Annotated in this window: 16 protein-coding genes; 8 read left to right on the forward strand and 8 right to left on the reverse strand. The window is 49.9% G+C overall.

Going from position 1 to position 20964, the window contains the following annotated elements; translation table 11 throughout:
• Positions 1 to 73 precede the first annotated feature (73 nt).
• Complete coding sequence (locus tag MKY28_RS27835; protein ID WP_340937573.1) at positions 74 to 2077, forward strand: glycosyltransferase family 2 protein; 2004 nt, start codon at positions 74 to 76, stop codon at positions 2075 to 2077.
• Positions 2078 to 2348: 271 nt separating this feature from the next.
• Here MKY28_RS27835 and MKY28_RS27840 read toward each other — a convergent pair whose 3' ends face one another.
• The 4 genes from MKY28_RS27840 to MKY28_RS27855 are packed head-to-tail and all read right to left on the reverse strand — an operon-like array spanning position 2349 to position 6844.
• Complete coding sequence (locus MKY28_RS27840; RefSeq protein ID WP_081745988.1) at positions 2349 to 3020, reverse strand: class I SAM-dependent methyltransferase; 672 nt, start codon at positions 3018 to 3020, stop codon at positions 2349 to 2351.
• The gene (locus MKY28_RS27845) at positions 3017 to 4558 is read right to left on the reverse strand and encodes a glycosyltransferase family 4 protein (protein ID WP_340937575.1); all 1542 of its coding nucleotides are present in this window, start codon (positions 4556 to 4558) and stop codon (positions 3017 to 3019) included. Before MKY28_RS27845 ends, MKY28_RS27840 begins: the two co-directional genes overlap by 4 nt.
• A gap of 1 nt (position 4559) precedes the next feature.
• Positions 4560 to 5552, reverse strand: a complete 993-nt coding sequence (locus MKY28_RS27850; RefSeq protein ID WP_081745987.1) for a glycosyltransferase — start codon at positions 5550 to 5552, stop codon at positions 4560 to 4562.
• A complete protein-coding gene (locus MKY28_RS27855) occupies positions 5552 to 6844 on the reverse strand; it encodes a tetratricopeptide repeat protein (RefSeq protein ID WP_340937576.1) in 1293 nt (430 codons plus the stop codon). The genes MKY28_RS27850 and MKY28_RS27855 overlap by 1 nt, the downstream gene beginning before the upstream one ends.
• A 382-nt stretch (positions 6845 to 7226) precedes the next feature.
• Between MKY28_RS27855 and MKY28_RS27860 the strand changes: the two genes are divergently transcribed.
• From MKY28_RS27860 to cydC, 4 genes are read left to right on the forward strand one after another with little or no spacing between them, the layout of a single operon-like run.
• Complete coding sequence (locus tag MKY28_RS27860) at positions 7227 to 8642, forward strand: cytochrome ubiquinol oxidase subunit I (RefSeq protein ID WP_340937577.1); 1416 nt, start codon at positions 7227 to 7229, stop codon at positions 8640 to 8642.
• On the forward strand, positions 8587 to 9642 hold the full coding sequence (cydB, locus tag MKY28_RS27865) for a cytochrome d ubiquinol oxidase subunit II (RefSeq protein ID WP_244898245.1): 1056 nt from the start codon (positions 8587 to 8589) through the stop codon (positions 9640 to 9642). Before MKY28_RS27860 ends, cydB begins: the two co-directional genes overlap by 56 nt.
• A 1-nt stretch (position 9643) precedes the next feature.
• Positions 9644 to 11557 (forward strand): thiol reductant ABC exporter subunit CydD, encoded by a 1914-nt coding sequence (gene cydD / locus MKY28_RS27870; protein ID WP_340937578.1) that lies wholly within the window; start codon positions 9644 to 9646, stop codon positions 11555 to 11557.
• A gap of 1 nt (position 11558) precedes the next feature.
• The gene (gene cydC, locus MKY28_RS27875; protein ID WP_340937579.1) at positions 11559 to 13496 is read left to right on the forward strand and encodes a thiol reductant ABC exporter subunit CydC; all 1938 of its coding nucleotides are present in this window, start codon (positions 11559 to 11561) and stop codon (positions 13494 to 13496) included.
• 199 nt (positions 13497 to 13695) lie between these two features.
• Here the strand turns inward: cydC and MKY28_RS27880 are convergent, their stop codons facing one another.
• Positions 13696 to 14727, reverse strand: a complete 1032-nt coding sequence (locus tag MKY28_RS27880; protein ID WP_036667984.1) for a LacI family DNA-binding transcriptional regulator — start codon at positions 14725 to 14727, stop codon at positions 13696 to 13698.
• A gap of 489 nt (positions 14728 to 15216) precedes the next feature.
• Between MKY28_RS27880 and MKY28_RS27885 the strand changes: the two genes are divergently transcribed.
• The 3 genes from MKY28_RS27885 to MKY28_RS27895 all read left to right on the forward strand — a co-directional run bounded on the left by MKY28_RS27885 (position 15217) and on the right by MKY28_RS27895 (position 18410).
• Complete coding sequence (locus MKY28_RS27885) at positions 15217 to 16560, forward strand: ABC transporter substrate-binding protein (RefSeq protein ID WP_340937580.1); 1344 nt, start codon at positions 15217 to 15219, stop codon at positions 16558 to 16560.
• 138 nt (positions 16561 to 16698) lie between these two features.
• On the forward strand, positions 16699 to 17592 hold the full coding sequence (locus tag MKY28_RS27890) for a carbohydrate ABC transporter permease (RefSeq protein WP_340033069.1): 894 nt from the start codon (positions 16699 to 16701) through the stop codon (positions 17590 to 17592).
• Complete coding sequence (locus tag MKY28_RS27895; RefSeq protein WP_074092669.1) at positions 17592 to 18410, forward strand: carbohydrate ABC transporter permease; 819 nt, start codon at positions 17592 to 17594, stop codon at positions 18408 to 18410. The genes MKY28_RS27890 and MKY28_RS27895 overlap by 1 nt, the downstream gene beginning before the upstream one ends.
• Positions 18411 to 18531: 121 nt before the next feature.
• Here the strand turns inward: MKY28_RS27895 and MKY28_RS27900 are convergent, their stop codons facing one another.
• The 3 genes from MKY28_RS27900 to MKY28_RS27910 form a co-directional block, all read right to left on the reverse strand.
• Positions 18532 to 19491 (reverse strand): MraY family glycosyltransferase, encoded by a 960-nt coding sequence (locus MKY28_RS27900; RefSeq protein WP_036613004.1) that lies wholly within the window; start codon positions 19489 to 19491, stop codon positions 18532 to 18534.
• Between the two features lie 118 nt (positions 19492 to 19609).
• Positions 19610 to 20425 carry a hypothetical protein gene (locus MKY28_RS27905; RefSeq protein WP_340937581.1) on the reverse strand — a complete coding sequence of 272 codons (816 nt, stop codon included), beginning with the start codon at positions 20423 to 20425 and terminating at the stop codon, positions 19610 to 19612.
• A 69-nt stretch (positions 20426 to 20494) separates the two neighbouring features.
• A complete protein-coding gene (locus tag MKY28_RS27910) occupies positions 20495 to 20812 on the reverse strand; it encodes an ArsR/SmtB family transcription factor (RefSeq protein ID WP_047840829.1) in 318 nt (105 codons plus the stop codon).
• Positions 20813 to 20964 lie beyond the last annotated feature (152 nt).

Consider the following 20964-nt stretch of genomic DNA (forward strand, 5'->3'; position numbering starts at 1 on the left):
GCAGGCTAATGGGTGGGGTGAACTCCGTTGGTGAGGGGTGGTGACGAATATGGGCATAGGGATTAGTTTGTGTATGATCGTGAAGGATGAAGCCGGGTCACTCCAGCGGTGCTTGAATGCAGTCAGGGATGTTGTGGATGAGATCATCGTTGTGGACACAGGCTCGGTAGACGATACAACTGAAATTGCTCGTCTCCAGGGGGCCGTTGTAATTCGTACGGAGTGGAACGGAGATTTCAGTGAAGCCCGTAATCTGTCACTGGCCGCTGCTACGAAACCGTGGATTCTGGTGCTTGATGCGGATGAGGTATGGGTACAGACCTCTCAGATGAAGACAGAACTCATGCGGTTGTTAGCGGCAAGTAGGGATGACGTGTGGGGATACTGGATACAGGTCACAAGTCTGCTGGGTGTGTCCGGTGAAGAGCTTGTGACGGATGCGGTGTGTCGTTTGTTCCGAAATGATCCCCGAATTGCTTTTCAGGGCAGAATTCATGAAGAGATTGCTTCTTCCATCATGTCACTGGCTCCGCAAGGTGTGCTTCATTCTGGACTTGAAGTCATTCATTACGGATATCTGGAGCAGGTGATTACCGACAAAAATAAAGGCGCACGGAACATGCAGTTGATTCGTTTCGCGTTGAATCAGGAGGGCGATCAACCGGAGTTGTTATATGCTCTGGCTGCAGAATGGTTTCAGCAAGCGAAGTATGATGAAGCACTCCGTTTGTTACAGCCATTATTGGCACAGCTTAAGCCGGAGTGTGGATATCACTCGGATCTGGTGCTGAAAACGGCTTACGCCTGGCGAGAGATTGGCAGCCCGGAACGGGCGCTTGCTGTAGTGGAAGCATGGGCGCCCGTGTATGAGGATTTTCCGGATTTGTTGGAGTTTGGTGCTGTACTTGAACTGGATCAAGGGAGAGAGGACGTGGCCTTGAATTGGTTAAAACAGGCTAAATCAGCTGCTTCCACGGCCAGCAGGTATACATCAGTCTCTGGTGCTGGGACCTATCGTAGCCTGACGCTGGAAGGCATGGCATATGAGCGGGCTGGCCGTTGGGCAGAGGCAGAAACCGCGTACACGGCGGCGCTGAGCATGCAACCCGGCAGCTTGCCTGCATGGCAGCGGCTGTTGTTGCTGGCCGCAGCCACAGGGCGGCCGCATGCCATCGCCAGCGTTGCCGCTCGGGTAAGCTTGACACCTGCGGCATGGCAAGCGTTGATCCCGGCCGCGCTTGCCGCGCATCGGCCGGAGTGGCTGCTGCGCCATACGGCGGCGCTTGCTGGCCCGCTGCGGGCACAGCCGCTGGCCGCCGGGCTTGCGCTGGCCCAGTTGGGCGAGGACGCCGCGGCTCGGGCGGCTTTGCAGCCCTGGGCGGCCCATGCGCAGCACGGGCCAGAGGTGGCCCTTGCGCTGTGGGCGCTGGGCCACAAGCAGCCCGGCGGGCGCAACGCCCGAGCGGCGGCTCGCCATGCGGCAGCGCTGCCCGCAGCGGCCCACGCCGCCGAGGCGCTGCTGCAGCGCGGGGCCTTGGCCCGCGGCAGCGGCAGGGCATGCAGCCCGCCCCGCGGCGCAACGCCAGGCCCGGCCGCGCCCGCGCCTAGCGGCGTGCTCGCGGCTGCGCAAGCGCTCGCCTGCGTAGGCGCCTGGGCCGCATGGCTGCGCCTGCTGGAAGCCCTGCCGCCTCGCGGCGCGCTGGCGTTGCTTGCAGCGCTTCCGCCTGCGGCCCGCTGCGGGCTGCTGCGCGCACCCGCGAGCGTCCGCGAAGGGCTGCTTGCGCTATGCGGCACGCCTGACGGCGCGCAGCAGCCCCACGCGGACGAAGTGCCCGCCCCGGAGCGTACCGCTCACGCGCTCCTCGCGGGCACGCTCGCGCTGCTCGCCGGGCGGCAGAACCTGGCGCGTGAGTGGGCCAAATCGGCCCAACTCACTGCGCGGCAACCTGCCGCCACAGGTCGCCCGGCGAAGACAATCCCGCCGGGCCTGCAAACCCTGTTGCGCCTGACAGCACCCGGCGCAGCCTATGCCAAAGAGTACACCAACCAGTGCAACATGTTACTGGTACACCTATAATTTCCTTTAATCTTTAATCTTTAATCTTTAATCTTTAATCTTTAATCTTTAATCACTAATCTCTTATCCCTAGTCTCTAGTCCCGAACCTCCAACCCCTCTACATCCCCATATATTCCCGCACTAGCCCATCCGATTGAAATTGCAAAAGCAACGGAGCTACAGGTAATCGGAGCATTGCCCGAACCGTGTATTGTTCCGTTGCTAATGGGTCGAGCCCTTAAGCCCTCAATTTTCCACTCTGCACTTAACTCAACGTAACCCAATTCGTCTCAACCTTTGCATATCACCGCTCGAAAACAGCGGATCGGCGTGCCGTACATGTCAGACCAGATGGCATCGTCCGGCTCTTTCACATTCAGTTTATCTTCAATGGTTAATCCGGTGACAGCCATGATTGTCTCCAGCAGATCCGGCCGCATCTCGGGTACATCGAAGGTGGCGATCAACTGTCCGTTTGGTTTCAGCACCCGAGCGAATTCACGAAAAGCTCGCAGCATCGTGCCTGTATCCAGATGCTCCAGTACAGAGATACAGAACACCCGATCAAACTTACCCGACTCGTACGGAAGCTGGGCCAGATTAGCCTTTGCACGGTGCAATCGGTCGAGAGTTGATTCCGGCAGATCCTGAGCGGCCTGCTCGCCAAAATCAGAAACAATATCCAGTCTTATCGCCTCTTCAGACAAAATACGTTCATCCCAGTCACAAGCGTGAACCTCGCGGCAGTGTTCGGCAAGCCAGAATTTGAACGGATGGGAGATGCCGCAGGCTGCATCAAGGACGACATCATCTGGACGTGCAAACCGCCGGGCCCATTCATATTCGTAGGGACGGCTCCACCATGCCGGATGCAGCGGGAAGACCAATGTGTCCGTTTTAGGGTCACTTTGCCGAATGTATCTTGATTCCATGAATTCCGTTGCCTTGGGCGTATCCATCATCCCCGAATTCCCTCCTTTAATCCTGTCTCTGCCAAAAAAGATTCCAACACCGTGCTCCACCGGCTCCGCCACCTGGCAAGATCATAGGACAGTGCAGTCTCGCGCGCATAGATTCCCAGTCGTTCTCGCTCGGCCCGATCCTGTACAAGACGTACCAGTGCAGCGGTTAGTTCCTGCTCACCAGGAGGTACCAGTAGCCCATTAAAACCATCCTGAATCAGATCATTCAATCCGCCAACATTGGAGGCAATTACCGGAAGTCCACAGCTCATCGCTTCCAGACAGGCATAGGAGGTGCCTTCCGAGAACACAGTTGGAATCACAGCGATATCTGCCTGATGGTAGGCCTCCCGAATATCCCGGAAATCATACGTGCGCTGGTTAATTCGCTCCGCATGTGGATGAGTACGATGCCAGTAACGAAAGACTCTCCCGGCCGTGCTGCCTTCGACCAGTTCCCCGGCAAATTCAATCTCCAGATCTGGAAAGGCTCCAAGTAGTTTATCCGCTGCCAGCATCATTGGAATAATACCCCGTTCCATGCTGATGCGGCGTGGATAGATAATGCGAATTGGACGGGGAGAGGTTATACGGGCATCCACAGTTTCCTTTTCAACCTGTCCCTGAATCGGACCATTAACCTGATACTCAGCATCTGCTTCTACCAGAATCTCCGTAGCCCAATCCTTTGAATTCCGGTGATTATGAGCAAACCTATACGTTTCGCCATCTACCTCAGCTTCTTCCAGTTTTGATAACTGCAAATGGAGATCTACCGTTCCTTTCTCCTCTCGTTCTTGATCGCTATCTGTATCCCCACCTCCATCTCCGTTAGCCTTACCACTGTCTGCTTCATCACGACTCGTTCCACCCTTGCCTTCTACAGCTTGCACTCCTGATATAACTGCACCAGCACTGTCTACATGACTTGCCAGATCATTCCTCCATGCGACAAGCCATTCGTCTTCCTGTTCTTGCTCAAAGGTCCGCGTTGGTGGGGCAGGTGTGAAATAGGACGTATCCACCGCATTGGGAATCAGGACAACCTGCCTTGGATCGGTATAGGTGCACGCAGCTCGGCAAAAGGTCTGGAAGTGAGAATCCACGGATACAATGCGCACGAGTCCATCCAGAGCCAGTTGAATATGTTCCGCCACTTGTTGTTTGGTCTCCAGTGGAAGTCCGGGACGATCCCAATTAATGCCGTGACAGATGCCAAGACTGCCGGGTTTGTAGGTGATGGGTTGCCACAGACAGCTGGCATAGATCACTGGGCCGCGCGCTGCGGCTGCCATCCGCTCAAAGGCTTCCGGTACATTATCCATGTCGTACGAATAACCAAATACGTCAATCTGCTCCGTCCGAGTCTGGAATGCTTCAAAATAAGAGAGCTGATGAACTTCGGGAATATGTCCGAGCCCTCGGATGACACTGCACAGATCCAGAATGTAGCGTTCCAGTCCACCACCAAATACCCGGCCGAATTCCCGGTTGTACCCGTCGGTGAAACTATGCGTCAGAATACTCACCACGCCCATCTCACGGTCCCTCCTTCCAGGGAATCAGCCGAGGTTCCGGATCGAGAATAGACTCGTAATGTGCAAGATTGCCCCACTCACCGCTAGGATCAATGCGCTTGTAACGCAAATATTTACGAACCCGATCCTCCAGGCTGCCTGCCCATCCGAGATGCTGAACCTTCAATTCCGTGCTGACCCCAGGCAATACCGTGCAGGACAAGGGAAGGCGGGGAACATGATGATTCTGTTGTGGATAAAAATAAGGATATCCAGGCATATACCGTACAAGTGAAGCAGTATGCCGTTTATGCAGACACCAGAGATCATCTTCCCGGTAGTGGGTCCGGCCACCCCACATATCGTAGAATCGGAATGCAAACCAGTCCGCATACTCCTGATTAATCAGAGTGCGTATGGCTTTCTTGGCCTCTGAGCTGTACAGCTCATCCGCATCAACTGAGAGCAACCAGTCGGGACATGTTCCCGCAGCCGCTTGCCATAAGGTGTTGCGAAGCCGCCATTCCTCCGCGAACAGTGGTTTCTCCAATACCTCCAGACGGACCACCTTTGGATAGGCTTTGCATATGTCCGGTGTTCCGTCTGTGCTGGCATCGTCCACAATGACGATCTCATCCACGAATTCACTCAGATCATGCAATACTTCTTCAAGGTATCGGCCACGTTCATTGCGAACCTGGAGCATGGCGGTCAGCTTGTTGCCTTTGCTTTTGCGAACCCGACGAATGGAAAAGGGTTCTTTGAATACACTTGTTTCCTCTTGTGTTACAGCAGCATTCTGTTCTGCCTGACCTTGTGAATCATTCCAGTGATGCACTTGGCTTCGGATGTCCTGCGTTGGTTGTGCATGATCCGGGGTGTGATCTCCATTTTCCAATGCATCTGTATGTGTTCGATCGACTGTTTCGGTTGGCGTGTAAGTGGTTTCGGTTCGGATATCCCTGTGCACCATTGGCCCATTCAACTGTTGTCTACGCTTCTTCGGGTCCAGCATCATGGCACCTCCCCAAGCAATTGCTGTACAGCATGATCCAACAGCTCCAGCTCCACAATCCGGGCCAGCGCATCTTCATCCTCCAGTGCTGTCTCAAGGAAATGTCGGACTGCCCCGTGTCGTTCCCCTCGCAGTGCCAGCGCACTGCCGGATAATTGCTGATAATCCCGGCGACTGGCATCATCCTGAATATCGACTGCATGCACCAGAGCTAGTGCTTCTTCCACACGTCCAGTCTCCTGGTAAATGCGGAATTTCCAATGTCGCGCCGTTTCTCCGCCAAGTTCGTCCAGGATGCGCAGCGCGGTTCCGTAGTCATCGTTCATACGCAGTAATTCCGCTCGTACAAGTTGATCTTCTCCTGCCTCAAACCAGCGACAGAGCTGTTCATAATGATGCCGTTCTTGTTCGTCTGCTGCACTAATTCCATATACCCGCAGGGCGTCCTCCAACTGTCCAGCCCGGGCATGGATGGCAGACAGGAATCGATAATGGGAGACCACACAATCACTGCGACCATTCATGACCGCATGGGTGAAGGCCTCTTGCAACGAATGCACGGCCCGCGGATCTTCAAGCAAGTACTCATAGGCTGCCAGCAAAAAGGATATCGTCTCATGTGCACCTGCTTTGGCACGGAGCTGACGGTAGAAGTCGGCACGTACACTGCATTGAAGCAGTGTGACGCTATCTGGAGTGCCTGACAGGATCTGCCGCAGCGCATGCAGGAAGAGCAGTTCGTAGTCCCGGAGGGGGACTTCGAGATCATCCTTTTGCATCGTCCCCGCAGGTGCAGGGTCTTCGCCGCCCAGCCAGATGGCACGTACGCCTTGGAATAACAGCTTCATATAACGTGTTTCGGAGGATGTGCCGACCAGATCGGCGATGCCGACGAGTTTGGAAATACTGCTCTCCCATAACGGAGATTCTGCTTCGTTTCCAGCAGGCTCAGGGAGCAGGGCAATACATAGCTCAGGCTCCAGCGAAGCCGTAGCTATTAGCCAGTAGGGATGGGCGACCACGGCTACGGTGCGAGGTTCCAGCAATAGCTGCTCAGCCTCAGGGAGGGAGATGGCGGTAATGACCGGAGGTACATCTTCTGTTTGCGTCAGGCTGCTGACATAGTAGACCTCTCCCTCGATCGACAGCAGTGCAGCAATATCGGGATAGGGAAAGGATGACCAGCCTCCTTTGCGAGGGAAGAGAACATACCGGACAGGGGGCTGTGTTGTACTGGCCTTATCCAGGCTGGCTTCGGCGTCTTCACCTGGTAGTGGTGCAGGTTTTTCCATGAATAGTTCACCTCACCTTGACTGTAATATGGAGCGTCTTCGCTCTGCATGTGCTTCATGCTTTCACTTCATATGTAAAGCCCTCACGGTACTTCGCATGATATGCCTGAGACTAACATATGGGCATTCCGTCCCAAACATGAGTATCTTCCATGAATAGATGCAGTTGGCAAGCTGTGATAATAGGCTGAATTTTATCTTTTGTGTGACCAGGATCACTTTTTTTTGCTCTAGAGACGAAGATTGTGATAATTCTCACATGTATAAAATAGGTAATCTGGCACAATACGTTCATCAACGTATTTGGCGGACAGACAGCGAAGGTGCAGCTTCAATGCCAAATACGCATACTGCGAAGTGAACAGAAAGAAGGGGTAACGGTATGGATCCGATTATGTTATCGCGTATCCAATATGCACTTACAACGATTTTCCATTTCTTTTTTGTCCCGCTATCCATCGGTCTTGTACTGTTGGTTGCAATCATGGAGACGTTGTACGTTGTTAAGGGTAAGGAGATCTACAAAACGATGGCGAAGTTCTGGGGCAAACTGTTCCTGATTAACTTTGCCGTCGGGGTAGTCACAGGTATTCTGCAAGAGTTCCAGTTTGGTATGAACTGGTCCGAGTACTCCCGATTTGTCGGGGACGTGTTCGGTGCGCCACTGGCTATTGAAGCGCTACTGGCGTTTTTTATGGAGTCTACATTTATTGGATTGTGGATATTTGGATGGGATCGTTTGTCCAAAAGAGTGCATCTGGCCTGCATCTGGCTGGTGTTTGTCGGCACATTCCTGTCCGCGCTGTGGATTCTGGCAGCCAATTCATTTATGCAACATCCTGTTGGGTTTGAGATTAACAACGGCCGAGCCGAGATGAATGATTTTTTTGCACTCATCACAAATGGTCAGCTTCTCGTTGAGTTCCCACATACAGTCTTTGGGGCATTGATGACAGGGGCCTTCGTCGTAACCGGGATCAGTGCCTACAAATTGATGAAAAAGCAGGATGTGGAGATCTTCCGCAAATCGTTTAATATTGCGATCATTATCGCTCTTGTTTCTTCATTCGGCGTCGCATTCTCGGGTCACTTCCAGGCGCAATATCTGGTGGAGACACAGCCGATGAAGATGGCAGCCAGTGAGGGCACATGGACAACGACAGAAGATCCGGCGCCATGGACGGTGGTCGCTTTTATTGACCCAGATAAACAGGAGAGTACGGGTGAGATCAAAATCCCTGGATTGCTCAGTTATCTGTCCTACAGCAAGTTCTCCGGTAGTGTCAAAGGTATGAAGGAGCTTCAAGCTGAGTATGAACAGACGTATGGACCGGGGGACTACATCCCGCCGGTACGGACAACATTCTGGAGTTTCCGCATTATGATCGCAGCGGGTGGTTTAATGATTGCATTGGCGCTATACGGTACGTTCCTAGCCATGCGTAAGAAGCTGGAGGTCGCTGGAAAGTGGTTTATGCGTCTGATGGTGTTCGCCATCTCCCTGCCGTTTATCGCCAATACGTCAGGTTGGATTATGACCGAGGTAGGAAGACAGCCATGGACAGTATTTGGCTATATGACAACCGAAGCCGGGGTCTCGCCGAACGTATCCGCAGGAACGATCCTGTTCTCGACCATCGCTTTTACCGCTGCGTATACGGTTCTCGGAATCGTGATGGTATACCTGTTCGTACGTGAGATCAAAGCAGGACCGTTTGCGGTCGAGAAGCCAGAAGATCACGATGAATCGGCCGATCCGTTCGGCGTGGATGGAGGTTATTCCGTTGTCACTAAGTGAGTTGTGGTTTTTGCTGATTGCCGTATTGTTTGTTGGTTTCTTCTTTTTGGAAGGTTTTGATTTTGGTGTGGGGATGTCTACAGGCATTATCGCCAAAACAGACCGTGAACGTCGGACTCTGATCAACTCGATCGGTCCGTTCTGGGATGGTAATGAAGTATGGCTGATTACGGCGGGGGGAGCAATGTTTGCTGCCTTCCCGCACTGGTATGCCACGTTGTTCAGTGGTTTTTACCTGCCACTTGTGGTGGTGTTGCTTGCCTTGATTGGCCGCGGAGTTGCTTTCGAATTCCGCAGTAAAATGAAACAGCAACGCTGGCGCAAAACATGGGACATCATCATTGTTGTCTCCAGCGCGCTCTTGCCTTTCCTGTTCGGCGTGGTCTTTGCCACATTGATGAAAGGTCTGCCCATTGATGGGGAGATGCAATTGCGTGCAGGATTCCTCGATATTGTTAATCCGTACACCGTGATTGGCGGCTTGAGCGTAACGCTACTGTGTCTGGTTCATGGATTGCTGTTTGCATCACTACGAACAGTAGGTGATCTCAGAGAGCGTGCCTTGAAGACAGCGCAAAAATTGATGCTGCCGCTGGCTGCACTGCTCGCTGTTTACGCGTTAATGACGTATTTCATGACCGATGTGTTCGCCGTACGCGGCTGGGCTCTTTGGATCATGGTTGTACTTGGCGCAGTTTCGCTTGCACTTGCGGCATACTTTGTTCGTCAGAAGCGTGAAGGCTGGGCTTTTGGTATGACAGGGGCAGTGATTGCAATTGCCTTTGCCTCGGTCTTTATCGGACTTTTCCCAAGAGTGATGGTGAGTTCCTTTGGGGCGGCATATGACCTGACTGTATACAATGCTGCATCTGGTGCTTATTCATTGAAAGTAATGACCATTGTAGCTTGCACTTTGCTGCCGTTTGTTCTCGGTTATCAGATCTGGAGCTATTATATCTTCCGCAAACGTCTGAACGAGCAGCACCACCTGGAGTACTGATATGGGACGGGGGCTGATGAAGCTGCCGGGCATCCGGCCGGTACTTGCGCTGGCCTCAGCGCTGGTGCTGCTACAGGCGATGACGATCATTATGCAAGCCAAATGGCTGGCACAGGCCATCACGGCATTGTTTGAAGGTTCATCCGTAACGGAGCAGTACCCTGTACTGCTGCTGTTCCTGGCTGCTTTTGCCGCCCGCTACGCCCTATCCTTCTGGTTACAACTCGTGACTTCGCGATATGCGGAGAGGACAGGGACCGATCTGCGCAGAAAGATGGTGGAGCAGTGGTTCAGACTTGGACCGCGTTATGCGAAGACGGAGGGCACAGGCCATCTGGTCACGCTGGCACGTGAGGGGACAGCTCAATACAAGACGTATCTTGAACTATTCATTCCTCGCATGCTGGGCATAGGATTCACACCTATCGTCATTCTGCTGTATGTGTTCAAGCTGGATCTGATGTCCGGGGTTATTCTGATGCTGACACTCCCGATTCTGATCGTGTTCATGATTCTGATTGGCCTCGCAGCTCAGCGTAAGATAGACGGACAATTCAGATCTTACAAAGCACTCGCTAACCATTTTGTTGATACCTTGCGTGGACTAGAAACGCTAAAAACATTGGGACAGAGCAAAACACATGAAGGGTCCATTTTGCGGGTCAGTCAGCGGTATCGGAAAGCAACGATGTCTACTCTGCGCATGGCTTTTCTTTCTTCGTTTGCACTCGATTTCTTTACGATGTTGTCCGTTGCTTCCGTAGCAGTTGGTCTGGGATTACGTCTGACAGAAGGGCATATGCTACTTGGCCCTGCGCTGACGGTACTGATCTTGGCACCCGAATATTTCCTGCCTGTACGTATGCTCGGCGCTGATTATCATGCCACATTGGACGGTAAGGAAGCTGGAGCGGCTATCAACCAAGTGATTGAACGGGGGAAAGCTGCTGAACAGAAACAAAAAGAAGCCTATGCAAATGTTGTTGCGCATGCGGACATGGCAGAGGATGGGACGGGATATGCATCATTGTCTTTGGGTAAAAGGAAAGCCGCTACTTCGACCATACGTGTCGTGTTGAATGATAAAATGGCTGCGGGGCATCTTGCTCCTGATTCTGCTTCTGTTTCTACTACTCCTGAGCTTGTTTCTTCCTCTTCCTCAGTGTTCTCTTGGAATGAGAGTAGCAGACTAGCACTAACGGATGTACAGGTACGGCATGATGATGAAGGTCCTTATTCGCTAAAGGATGTCACATTTCAGATCACGGGTCTTGGCAAAATTGGTGTTATTGGTGCCAGCGGAGCAGGAAAGTCCACGTTGATTGACGTATTGGCTGGATTTCAGCTGCCTTCTTCAGGTCAAGTACTGGCTAACGGCCAGCCGGTTACACCAGATATGCTCGAATCTTGGCAAAGACAGACGGCAGCTATCCCACAGCATCCGTATATTTTCAGTGGAAGCCTGGCCGATAACGTTCGTTTCTATATGCCGGAGGCTTCGGATGCGGAAGTGGCCAAGGCCATTAGCGCAGCTGGATTAACCAAGCTTCTGACCTCATTATCCGGTGGGCTGCATGAGCTCATTGGGGCTGGCGGCAGACAACTCAGTGGTGGGCAGGAGCAACGGGTAGCGCTGGCAAGAGCCTTGCTTAGTAAACGCAACATTCTGTTGCTTGATGAACCGACAGCACATCTGGATGTGGAAACAGAGTATGAACTGAAGCAGACGATGTTGCCGCTGTTTGAAGGAAAACTTGTATTTTTGGCTACCCATCGTCTGCATTGGATGCCACATATGGATCGAATTATTGTCATGGATGGCGGCACAGTGGCAGAGACGGGAACACATCAGGAATTGCTGGCACGACAAGGTGTATATTATCAGATGATTCAGGCCCAGATGGAGGCGATATAAAATGAAGTCCGGATATGAACATATGGAGAACGTCCGTAACGGAAAAGAAAAAAATAGCTGGATTGCTCCGTATGTGGCACAGTACCGCTGGAGATTCATCGCAGTCATTGCGCTAGGTACATGCGCTACACTGTGTGCGGTACTGCTGCTGTTTACCTCCGGATTTCTGATCTCCAAGTCTGCGCTGCGTCCTGAAAATATTTTGATGGTGTATGTACCTATTGTTGGTGTACGTGCATTTGGGATATTCCGCGCCGTGTTTCGATATATCGAGCGATTGGCAGGACATGATGCCGTACTGCGGGTGTTGGCCGATCAACGGGTGAAATTATATCGCATTCTGGAGCCACAGGCCTTGTTCCTGCGTTCTCGTATGCAGACCGGGGATGTACTTGGAGCACTCGCCGATGATGTGGAGCGGTTACAGGATATTTATCTGCGTACTGTTTTTCCCGCCGTTACCGCACTTGTAATGTACGGTGGGGCTGTGATTGCCTTTGGCAGTGTTGATCTGGGATTTGCGGTGTGGATGGGCTTGTATATGTTATTTCTCGTTGCCGTGTTACCTGCGATCTCCCTGAAAGTGACGTGGAAATGGCGTGTACGGCTGAAAAAGGAAAACAGCAGGTTGTATACCCGTCTGACCGACGGTGTACTTGGACTGGGAGATTGGCTTGCAAGTGGACGAGCGGCCGAATTTGTTCAGCAGCAGGAAGAAGCGGAAGAACAGGTCGACGCGATTCGTCGCAAGTTGCGGCGCTGGACACGCTGGCGTGATCTGATGGCTCAGTCTGTCATTGGCCTGCTGGTGGTATCGGTTACGTTATGGGCCGGAAATGCCGCTTCTATCGGGCAATTGCCTGCCGTGATGATTGCTGCTTTTGTATTGGTATTATTTCCGCTCACGGAATCAATTCTGCCTGTAGGGGATGCGGTGGAGCATCTTCCCCAGTATCGAGAATCACTGGATCGCTTGAAACAGCTCGAAGGGAAAGGGTATCTTCCGTTGCAGAATGGAGTTGGTGATGCGGATGGAACGGGCGAATCGATCTCTGTAGTAAAAAACGGCAACGTGATGGCCGGACAGACATCGGAGTCCTTGCCAGCTGCGAAGGTTATCCCGGACAGACGAATTCGTCTTCGCATTCCACCCAAACTCAGAGCAGACATCGAGATTAATCGCGTAAGTTACCGTTATACAGCGGATGATTCCTACGCCGTACAGGATGTATCTCTTCATCTGCCACAAGGCAAACGATTAGCCATTCTTGGACGAAGCGGCGGTGGCAAATCAACCTTGTTGAAGCTGATTCAGGGGGCATTACTTCCGTCTGCGGGGAAAGTTCTGATCAATAATATGCCTGTGCAGACCTTGGGTGAGAGTGTCACTGATGTCATCGCAGTGCTGAATCAGAGTCCACACCTGTTCGACACCACGGTAGCCAATAATTTGCGGATTGGTCGTCCACATGCAACGGATGAGGAGATTCGTCAGGTAGCCGCCCAAGTAGGGTTATCCGGTCTGATCGAATCCTTGCCGCAGGGATATGATACGCCAATGCTGGAGACAGGTCTGCGTTTCTCCGGTGGGGAAAGGCAACGAATTGCACTGGCCCGGGTACTGCTTCGGGAGACACCTGTTATTATATTGGATGAACCAACCGTAGGGCTTGATCCGGTGACGGAACGAGAGTTGATGCGCACCATTCTGGACAGCTTGCAAGGCAAAACGATGATCTGGGTCACCCATCACCTGATTGGTGCGGAACAGATGGACGAACTTATTTTTATGGAAAATGGAAAGATTGCCATGCAGGGTTCTCACGAACAATTGCTGGCTGGGGAAGAGCGATACCGCCGTCTCATTGAACTTGATCGACCCGGATGGTCTGACTTGCAGACAGTAGAGGGCAAGCTGCCTACTGCCGCTTCCAGATAGCAGGAACTTTCTCGGCAAATGGGAGCGGATAGCGTGTCTCAGGTACATTAAAACAAATAACACAAACAAGGGATGTCCCCTGTCATATTCATGACTTATGGGACATCCCCTTTTCGTTTCTTGATGTGGAGTTTTATGAAAAATCGCTATGTCTATGATGTGAATTGATCTGCAGCAGCCAGTCCTAAGGACTTAACGCTCAGATTTCCTGTGCCAGCAGCATGGCTGTGCCACAGGATTGACGCACAACCAGTTCCGGCTCAACTTTAATGCAACGATTATCCATTTGTTTGTTCATCAGATCAAACAGAATCATGGCAGCAAGGCGTCCAATTTTGTCGGTATCCTGCTTGACGGTTGTTAGCGGTGGATCGGTATAACGGCAGGCTTCGATGTCGTCACAACCTGCCACAGCTATATCTTCTGGAATGCGTAACCCCACTTCCTTAAAGGCGCGAATAGCTCCAAAGGCAAGTAGATCTGTGGCTGCAAACACGGCACGTGGCAGAGTCTTGCAGGCGAGCATTTTCTTGGCCGCTTCGTATCCATCCGCTGCAGCATAATCTTTGCTGTATACAACCCACTCGGGTTTTTCATCAAGACTAAACTGATTTAGTGAACGTTTGAAAGCCATCTCTCTCTGTTGCATCACAAGAGAGGCGCGCTCCAGCCCGATAAAACCAACATCTCGATAACCGTTCATATAAAATTGTTCTACAACTTTGGTTGAGATCTTATCGTTATCGGACATGATGTAACAGGAGCTTTGTCCTGTTAGCTCGATATCTATTCCGATACAAGGAATCGGGCTGGCATCCAGGTCGAATATGCTGCTCTCGACCTCATCCCCCGCAATAATAATACAGCCATCCACTTGAAAATACTTGGATCTCGCCAAGTAGTCCTCACCCTGATCCAGAAACTTCTCATTCGAGAAGAAGAGTAGATCGTATCCAAGCAAGCCAATTTGTTTCTTAAACGCATTGATAACCTGTACGAAGAAAGGGTGGCTGAAATCCACGTTCAGCTTCCCTGCAAACACAACGCCAACGAGGCTGGATTTTTTGGTTGCCAGTGTTTTGGCTGAAGAAGATGGACGATAGCCTGTCTCTTCCATAATTTTAAGCACACGCTGGCGCGTTTCCTCGCTAATATCTGGATAGTTATTGATAATCTTGGACACCGTGGCTACAGACACGCCGGCTAAACTCGCTATCGTTTTGATATTCATAAACATCCCTCGGATTCCTAAACTGGTTTCGTAAACTGGGGCTGTATCGGTTTTTTCGCTTTCTTGCAAGTATTCTATGCTACATAGACCGGAGAGTCAACAGCAGAGAGAGGGTTTTACACTTGAAATGATATGCATCCATAGGTTTGAAGTGATCAAGGAGGTTTGTCGCGAAAATAAGGACGAATTTTAGCTCGTAATCTTAATTATTTTACAGATTTTGAGTCCATTTAAAGGAATGCCGGGTTGTCTGGGGCTTAAATGAAATTATGTCATGTGCTGTGTTTCGTAACTTTCGTGACTATCGTAAAGGGTACCTTGATTTCAACGTATACAGCAATAAATAAAGCTTTTATCAAGCGTGTTAAAGCATGGAAATCAAAAAAACAAAATGACTATTTACAAAATAAAGATCTGAAGTCATAATAAGGGTGGAATTAACGAAACTGATTTCGTAGATTTAATTCAAAAATATGGGGGACAACGAAAATGAAGAAAATGACTTTAACCATTGTACTTGTAACCGCTTTATTATGTGTGCTCGCCGCTTGTAGTAACAGCTCTTCGGAATCAGAAGGAACTCAGGCTACAGACAGCAGCAAAAAAGTTACCTTGAAGATCATTCACTGGCAGCAAGAGAATATTAACAACTACATCAAAGAGTTTAATACGAAATTTGAAGCGAAATATCCGGACGTAAAGGTGGAATATACTACGGTTCCGGCAGACGCGACATACGATCAGTTGATGCAAACACGGATGAACGCCGGAAGTAATGGGGACGTAGATATCATTCCACTCAAATCAAGCTTTGTAGGCGCTCCGCAGGAATGGTCCAGTGGTGCTGCTGATCCGATGTGGAAGCAATGGATCGATGCCGGGTTAATCGGTGATCTGTCTGATCAATCTTTTATCAAAAACTACAATGAAGCGGATGTACAGAACGCAATGACGTATAACGATAAGGTGTACGGTGTAAACATGGGCAAGGTGGCATTCACAGGACTGTTCTACAATAAGGAACTCTTCGCAAAATATAATCTGGAAATCCCTACAACCTGGGATGAATTGCAACATGTTATCAAAGTGTTCAAAGACAATGGTGTCGAAGCGCTGGGTCTGGCGGGTAAAGATGTATGGCCAATAGGTCTTGCGGTGCAAGGGCTTCAGGCCTCTATTCATGAAGATCAGCTTGCTTATATCAAAGGTCTATGGACTGGTGAAACCAAGCTGACGGATCCGGTTCAACTTGAAGTCTTGCAGAAATCTCAGGATCTGATGAACAATGCAATGCCTGGTTTCATGGGTATTGACTACGGAACATTGCCCAGTTTGTTCGCTACAGGCAAGGTGGCTATGATTGCTGACGGCACTTGGGATGCAACAACAATTCAAACGGCCAACCCTGATCTGAAGTTTGGATATTTCCCAATTCCAGGTAGCAATGATGCAGCCAAGAACAAAAATCTGGCGGGTAAATACGATATGACTTGGATGGTGGTGGATAACTCACCGAACAAGGATTACGCAATGAAATGGCTTGATATGTTATCGGAGAAAGAGAACTACACGGAATTTGTGAATGCAGCCGGCTTCCTGCCTACACAGCCTGATGTGGAGATGACAAGTGAGTTTATCCAAGGCATTCAGCCTTACCTGGAGGACTTTAAACTTTCTTGGGATCAGTTGTTCATTAACCGTCAGAATGTAGGACAGTACATTTCTGAGGCCAGCGTTCACGCAGAGATGCTCAAGCCAGCCGGACCGATTGCAACACCGGAAGAGCTTGCGGGTAAATCCCAAGCGGACTGGGATGCTGCTGCTCCAAAGTAATTCATAATCATTCATATTCATGGCACAAGTTGGCCGCATGCGCCGGAATAGCGCTCGGGTCTGAGCCTTCAGGCCAGACAAGGCTGTTATTCCGGTTTTCTTATGTCTTAGTTTTACCCCATGAAAGGTGTGAGGATGATGTATCCGTTTGGGAAAGGTAAGGCAAGACTTATTCCTTATCTGTATTTGAGCATTCCGTTGTTACTTTATGTCGTGTTTGGCTTCGGTCCATCACTTGTGACGATACTGTTTTCGTTTACAGATGCTACTGGTGTTCGGGGCCAGGAATGGAGCTTTATCGGCTTTGAAAACTATAAAACATTTTTTGGTGCATCCAATGCTGGAGACCGAATGGATGCTATTGGGCGATCCTTATACTTTGCGTTTGCTGTTGTGATCATACAAAATGCAGTGGGTTTGTTTATAGCGATTTTGATCAATAAAAAGCTTAGAGGCGATAAATTTTATCGCGCGGTATTCTTTTTGCCAGTGGTGCTGGGGGTTACTGTGTCTGGACTCATTTGGCAACTCGTTGCAAATCCGCTGGGCGGACCAGCCCAGTCCTTTCTGAATTTCTTGGGTACCAGTTCCAACTTTTTTGGCGATTATAATATCGCCTTCGAACTGATTATTTTTGTTCAGATCTGGATGTACATGGGTTACTCCATGACGATTTTTCTTGCAGGTCTGCAGTCTATTCCGAGCGATCTGTATGAGGCGGGTTACATGGATGGTGCTTCGGGGTGGAAAGCATTTACAAACATTACATTCCCCATGATTGCTCCTGCATTCACGGTTAACATGCTCTTGTCTATCATAGGGGCATTGCAAACCTTTGATATTATCTATGTACTTACAGGCGGCAAGTTCAATACAACGACGCTTGCATTTGATGTTTATGCTACGGCATTTGGCACAGGAACGGCTGATTACGGTTTGGCTTCTGCTGTCGCGATGATTCAGTTCCTCTTTGTATTTACCATATCGATGGTCGCTTTATTTTACCTTCGCAGAAGAGAGGTGGAAGCGTAATGAAACAGAGCCAAACGTCCAGAATGGTCAGCTACGTTATCGTTCTGCTCATGCTTGCGTTGTACGTTTTCCCTCTATTCTATCTGTTCAATGTATCCATGAAGACACAGACAGAGTATCTGCTCGATCCTGTAGCTCTTACTGAAGGGATCCGGCTTGAGAACTTTTCCGAAGCATGGAACAAAGGGAACTTCTCTCAGTATATGTGGAACAGTGTGCTCTATACAGGGATGTCCACCCTGCTGACGTTGATTTTATCTATATTTGCTGCATTCCCGCTCGCACGCAGATATGTTAAATTCAGCACACTCATTTATATTTTCTTTCTGATTTCCATGTACCTTCCCAACCCGCTCATTCCGCAGTTTTCCCTGATCAATAATCTGGGTCTTTACAACACCCAAATCGGGTACATCTTATTGAAGACGACAGGTACGGGCATTGCCTTTCTCATGTTTGTGGGTTATATCAAATCAATATCGCGTGAACTGGATGAGGCCTCTGCCATGGACGGGTGCGGGTATACAAGGTATCTGTTCACCATCCTTGTTCCGTTAATGAAACCAATCCTGGCAACAGGTATTATTCTTACCGCGATTGGTGTATGGAACGATATTATCGGGCCGACCATTTATTTATCTGATCCGAATTATCAGCCGGTAACCAAAGGACTCTTTACATTTTATGGACAGTACATGAACAACTGGCCGCTGCTCGCGTGTGGCATTCTGATTGTTACCTTGCCACTGGTTGTCCTGTATGTTGCTTTGCAACGTTTCATTGTTGGAGGTGCTATGGCAGGGGCTGTTAAATCGTAAGTTAGAATCACTCCGCTTTAACTGAAACGAAAAAAGGCAAGCGATCCAAAAAAAACATCATAAGAAAGCCACCCTCAACGCAATGAAGGTGGCTTCTATTATTTTCATCGTTATTTTGGTTTTACAACTCTACTAACATCAGAATAATGGAGGATAGACACAGACATGTGCTGACTAGATACAGCACACCCACCACCTGATTTTGATTCAATCCGGCACGCAGCAACCGATAATGAGCTTGACTCGCATCGGCCTGATAGATCGCTTTACCTTGAATGAAACGTTTGATAACGACAAAGATGTTGTCGAAGATCGGTACACCCAGCGCCAGAATGGGAATGAAGATGGACAACATGGTCGCTTGTTTGAATGCACCATCCAGAGCGATAACCGCCAGAATGAAGCCAAGGAACGTAGCGCCTGCATCACCCATGAACACTTTGGCAGGAGCTTTGTTGTACTTCAGATAACCAATCGTTACACCGACCAGAATGATCGACATGAGTGCGGAATCACTTTGACCTTTGGCAAGCGCCACGATGAACAGGGTAATTGCCGAGATGGCCGATAACCCGCCAGCCAGTCCGTCCATGCCGTCCGAGAAGTTGATGACTGTTGTCACCCCGAAGATCCACAGGATCGTGAGAATGAATTGCAGCCAGATCGGAAGCATGACATATTCCGCGTTGAAGGGATTCACAAATCCGGTGAACGCAATGCCAGAAGCAAATACGAGTACTGCCGCAGAGACTTGTACGAGCATTTTGGGCAGGGCAGGAAAATCTTTGCCTTTTGTTTTGTACCAGTCGTCGACGGTACCAATCGTTAGCAGAAGCATACCACCAGCGACTAGAGCCGCTGTTTCCCATGTGATTTCTTTTGTAAGAGCAATGTATGTCAGGAAAAATCCAGTAAATATCGCGTAACTCGCCGTGAGCGGGATAGGTTGCCTGTGTAGCTTACGCTCCACATCTTCCCGAGGCTTGTCCACAAAATCGAGCCGGTGAGCCAATCGACCAAGCGGTGGAATAAGCAGAACCACGACAGCAAAAGACACTATAAAAGCCAGTATGTATACCATAAACTCGCTTGTTTCACTCCCATCTACCAATTTCCCCTTATTATACGAGTTAAACAGGAAATCTGTCGATGTCATTATTGTAACCAGACGTACGCAAAGGTGAGCAAAAGTTCAGGTTTTATTGCATGTGAGGAAGATAGGAGCCGAAATAATGTTTTACGGCTTCTGTATGATATCCATCATCACCTTGCCAGGTTGCTGCAAAGACAAAATCACTGGAACCACCTTTGCGTTTTCTTGGTTTATCTCCAGGAGCCAGTATGCCGGCTGCCGCCCAGATTTCCAGCAGGGCATCCCGCTCCTGTTTGCTGGAAGGGAAGAGATCCTTCCACTTCTTCTCAAGTGAGCGAGCACTGTCTTTGGGGTCTTCCGTCTGAGCTGCTTCAAGCAGGTTGACCAGGATGGCTTGGTCTTCAGGGGTTACTTCATATTTCGCATCGTTGTCCTGAAGCAGTAATTCCAGATCCATCAGGCAATAGATAAGCCAGCCGTGACGCACGCCGCCCCACTTAATCCGTTCAAAATTAAGGACGTTTAAGTCGACGTTGGAATATTCCTTGTCTGACTGCAAACGCAGGAAGTTACAATCTCCACAGGCACTGGTGTTAGGGTGAAGGGCAGGGCGTTCCGCATAGGTGTGTAAAGGCACGTTCGATGTTAAAGCCCAGCTGGATAATGCGCTGCGCAGATAGACTTTTTTGGTGGACAGACTGTGTAGAAAGGCCGAAATCACCCGTTCCTTGAACGAGTCATCCTGATGCATGTCGTATAGACGCTGGACAATCTCGTCATGCGTGATCGTGAGTGGATCAAACATAACACCTTTGCTTTTGGCATATTCAAATTCATCTCCAGAGAAGGGTAGAGAGGTTGTTTTCCAGCCGCCACCTCCCCAGAAGGTGCTCAGCAGTATCTTTGCCGCCTTTTTGTCCATATGGTTAGCCTCCTTTATGGGAATTGCGATTATGATCATTGTGATTCTTCAATCTTAGACCTGCTTACTTTAATTTACGTATTCCTCGTTTGTATTCAGAATCATGTCGACGAGGCCTGGAAAACGTACGTTTAATTCTTCCTTTCGTAGGGAATAAAAGTGCTGTTTACCTTCAATGCGTGGCTGGATCACGCCAGCTTCACGTAAAATTTTGATGTGATGGGACAACGTGGATTTGGAAATATGGTCAACTTCGAAGGCGGAGCAGTTTTTCTCGCCAGAACTGGCCAGACAGTGTGCAATTTTCATGCGGATTGGATCGCCCAATGCATTGCAGACCGTGGTCAACTTCAATTCCGAAGCCATAGGTATCGTTGGAGTTCTCATATCTATGACGTTAGCATATTCGGCTTTCTCTTTCAATGTTTGAAATATTTCGAACTATAGAAGTTGAACTTGTAACTATTACACTTGTTTACTCCGATTGCAGTACCATCTTTCGATCGCTCTTATCCCCAGATTTTCTTTATTCCCTTGGT

The organism is Paenibacillus sp. FSL R5-0473, from assembly GCF_038004565.1.
Lineage (GTDB): Bacteria > Bacillota > Bacilli > Paenibacillales > Paenibacillaceae > Paenibacillus > Paenibacillus amylolyticus.

Coding starts and splice junctions, on each gene's coding strand:
- MKY28_RS27835 (WP_340937573.1), top strand. CDS start 74: ATGATCGTGAAGGATGAAGCCGGGTCACTCCAGCGGTGCTTGAATGCA.
- MKY28_RS27890 (WP_340033069.1), top strand. CDS start 16,699: ATGTATCCGTTTGGGAAAGGTAAGGCAAGACTTATTCCTTATCTGTAT.
- MKY28_RS27840 (WP_081745988.1), bottom strand. CDS start 3,020: ATGATGGATACGCCCAAGGCAACGGAATTCATGGAATCAAGATACATT.
- MKY28_RS27885 (WP_340937580.1), top strand. CDS start 15,217: ATGAAGAAAATGACTTTAACCATTGTACTTGTAACCGCTTTATTATGT.
- MKY28_RS27905 (WP_340937581.1), bottom strand. CDS start 20,425: ATGGACAAAAAGGCGGCAAAGATACTGCTGAGCACCTTCTGGGGAGGT.
- cydB (WP_244898245.1), top strand. CDS start 8,587: ATGAATCGGCCGATCCGTTCGGCGTGGATGGAGGTTATTCCGTTGTCA.
- MKY28_RS27900 (WP_036613004.1), bottom strand. CDS start 19,491: ATGGTATACATACTGGCTTTTATAGTGTCTTTTGCTGTCGTGGTTCTG.
- MKY28_RS27850 (WP_081745987.1), bottom strand. CDS start 5,552: ATGCTGGACCCGAAGAAGCGTAGACAACAGTTGAATGGGCCAATGGTG.
- MKY28_RS27880 (WP_036667984.1), bottom strand. CDS start 14,727: ATGAATATCAAAACGATAGCGAGTTTAGCCGGCGTGTCTGTAGCCACG.
- cydC (WP_340937579.1), top strand. CDS start 11,559: ATGAAGTCCGGATATGAACATATGGAGAACGTCCGTAACGGAAAAGAA.
- MKY28_RS27860 (WP_340937577.1), top strand. CDS start 7,227: ATGGATCCGATTATGTTATCGCGTATCCAATATGCACTTACAACGATT.
- MKY28_RS27845 (WP_340937575.1), bottom strand. CDS start 4,558: ATGGGCGTGGTGAGTATTCTGACGCATAGTTTCACCGACGGGTACAAC.
- cydD (WP_340937578.1), top strand. CDS start 9,644: ATGGGACGGGGGCTGATGAAGCTGCCGGGCATCCGGCCGGTACTTGCG.
- MKY28_RS27910 (WP_047840829.1), bottom strand. CDS start 20,812: ATGAGAACTCCAACGATACCTATGGCTTCGGAATTGAAGTTGACCACG.
- MKY28_RS27895 (WP_074092669.1), top strand. CDS start 17,592: ATGAAACAGAGCCAAACGTCCAGAATGGTCAGCTACGTTATCGTTCTG.
- MKY28_RS27855 (WP_340937576.1), bottom strand. CDS start 6,844: ATGGAAAAACCTGCACCACTACCAGGTGAAGACGCCGAAGCCAGCCTG.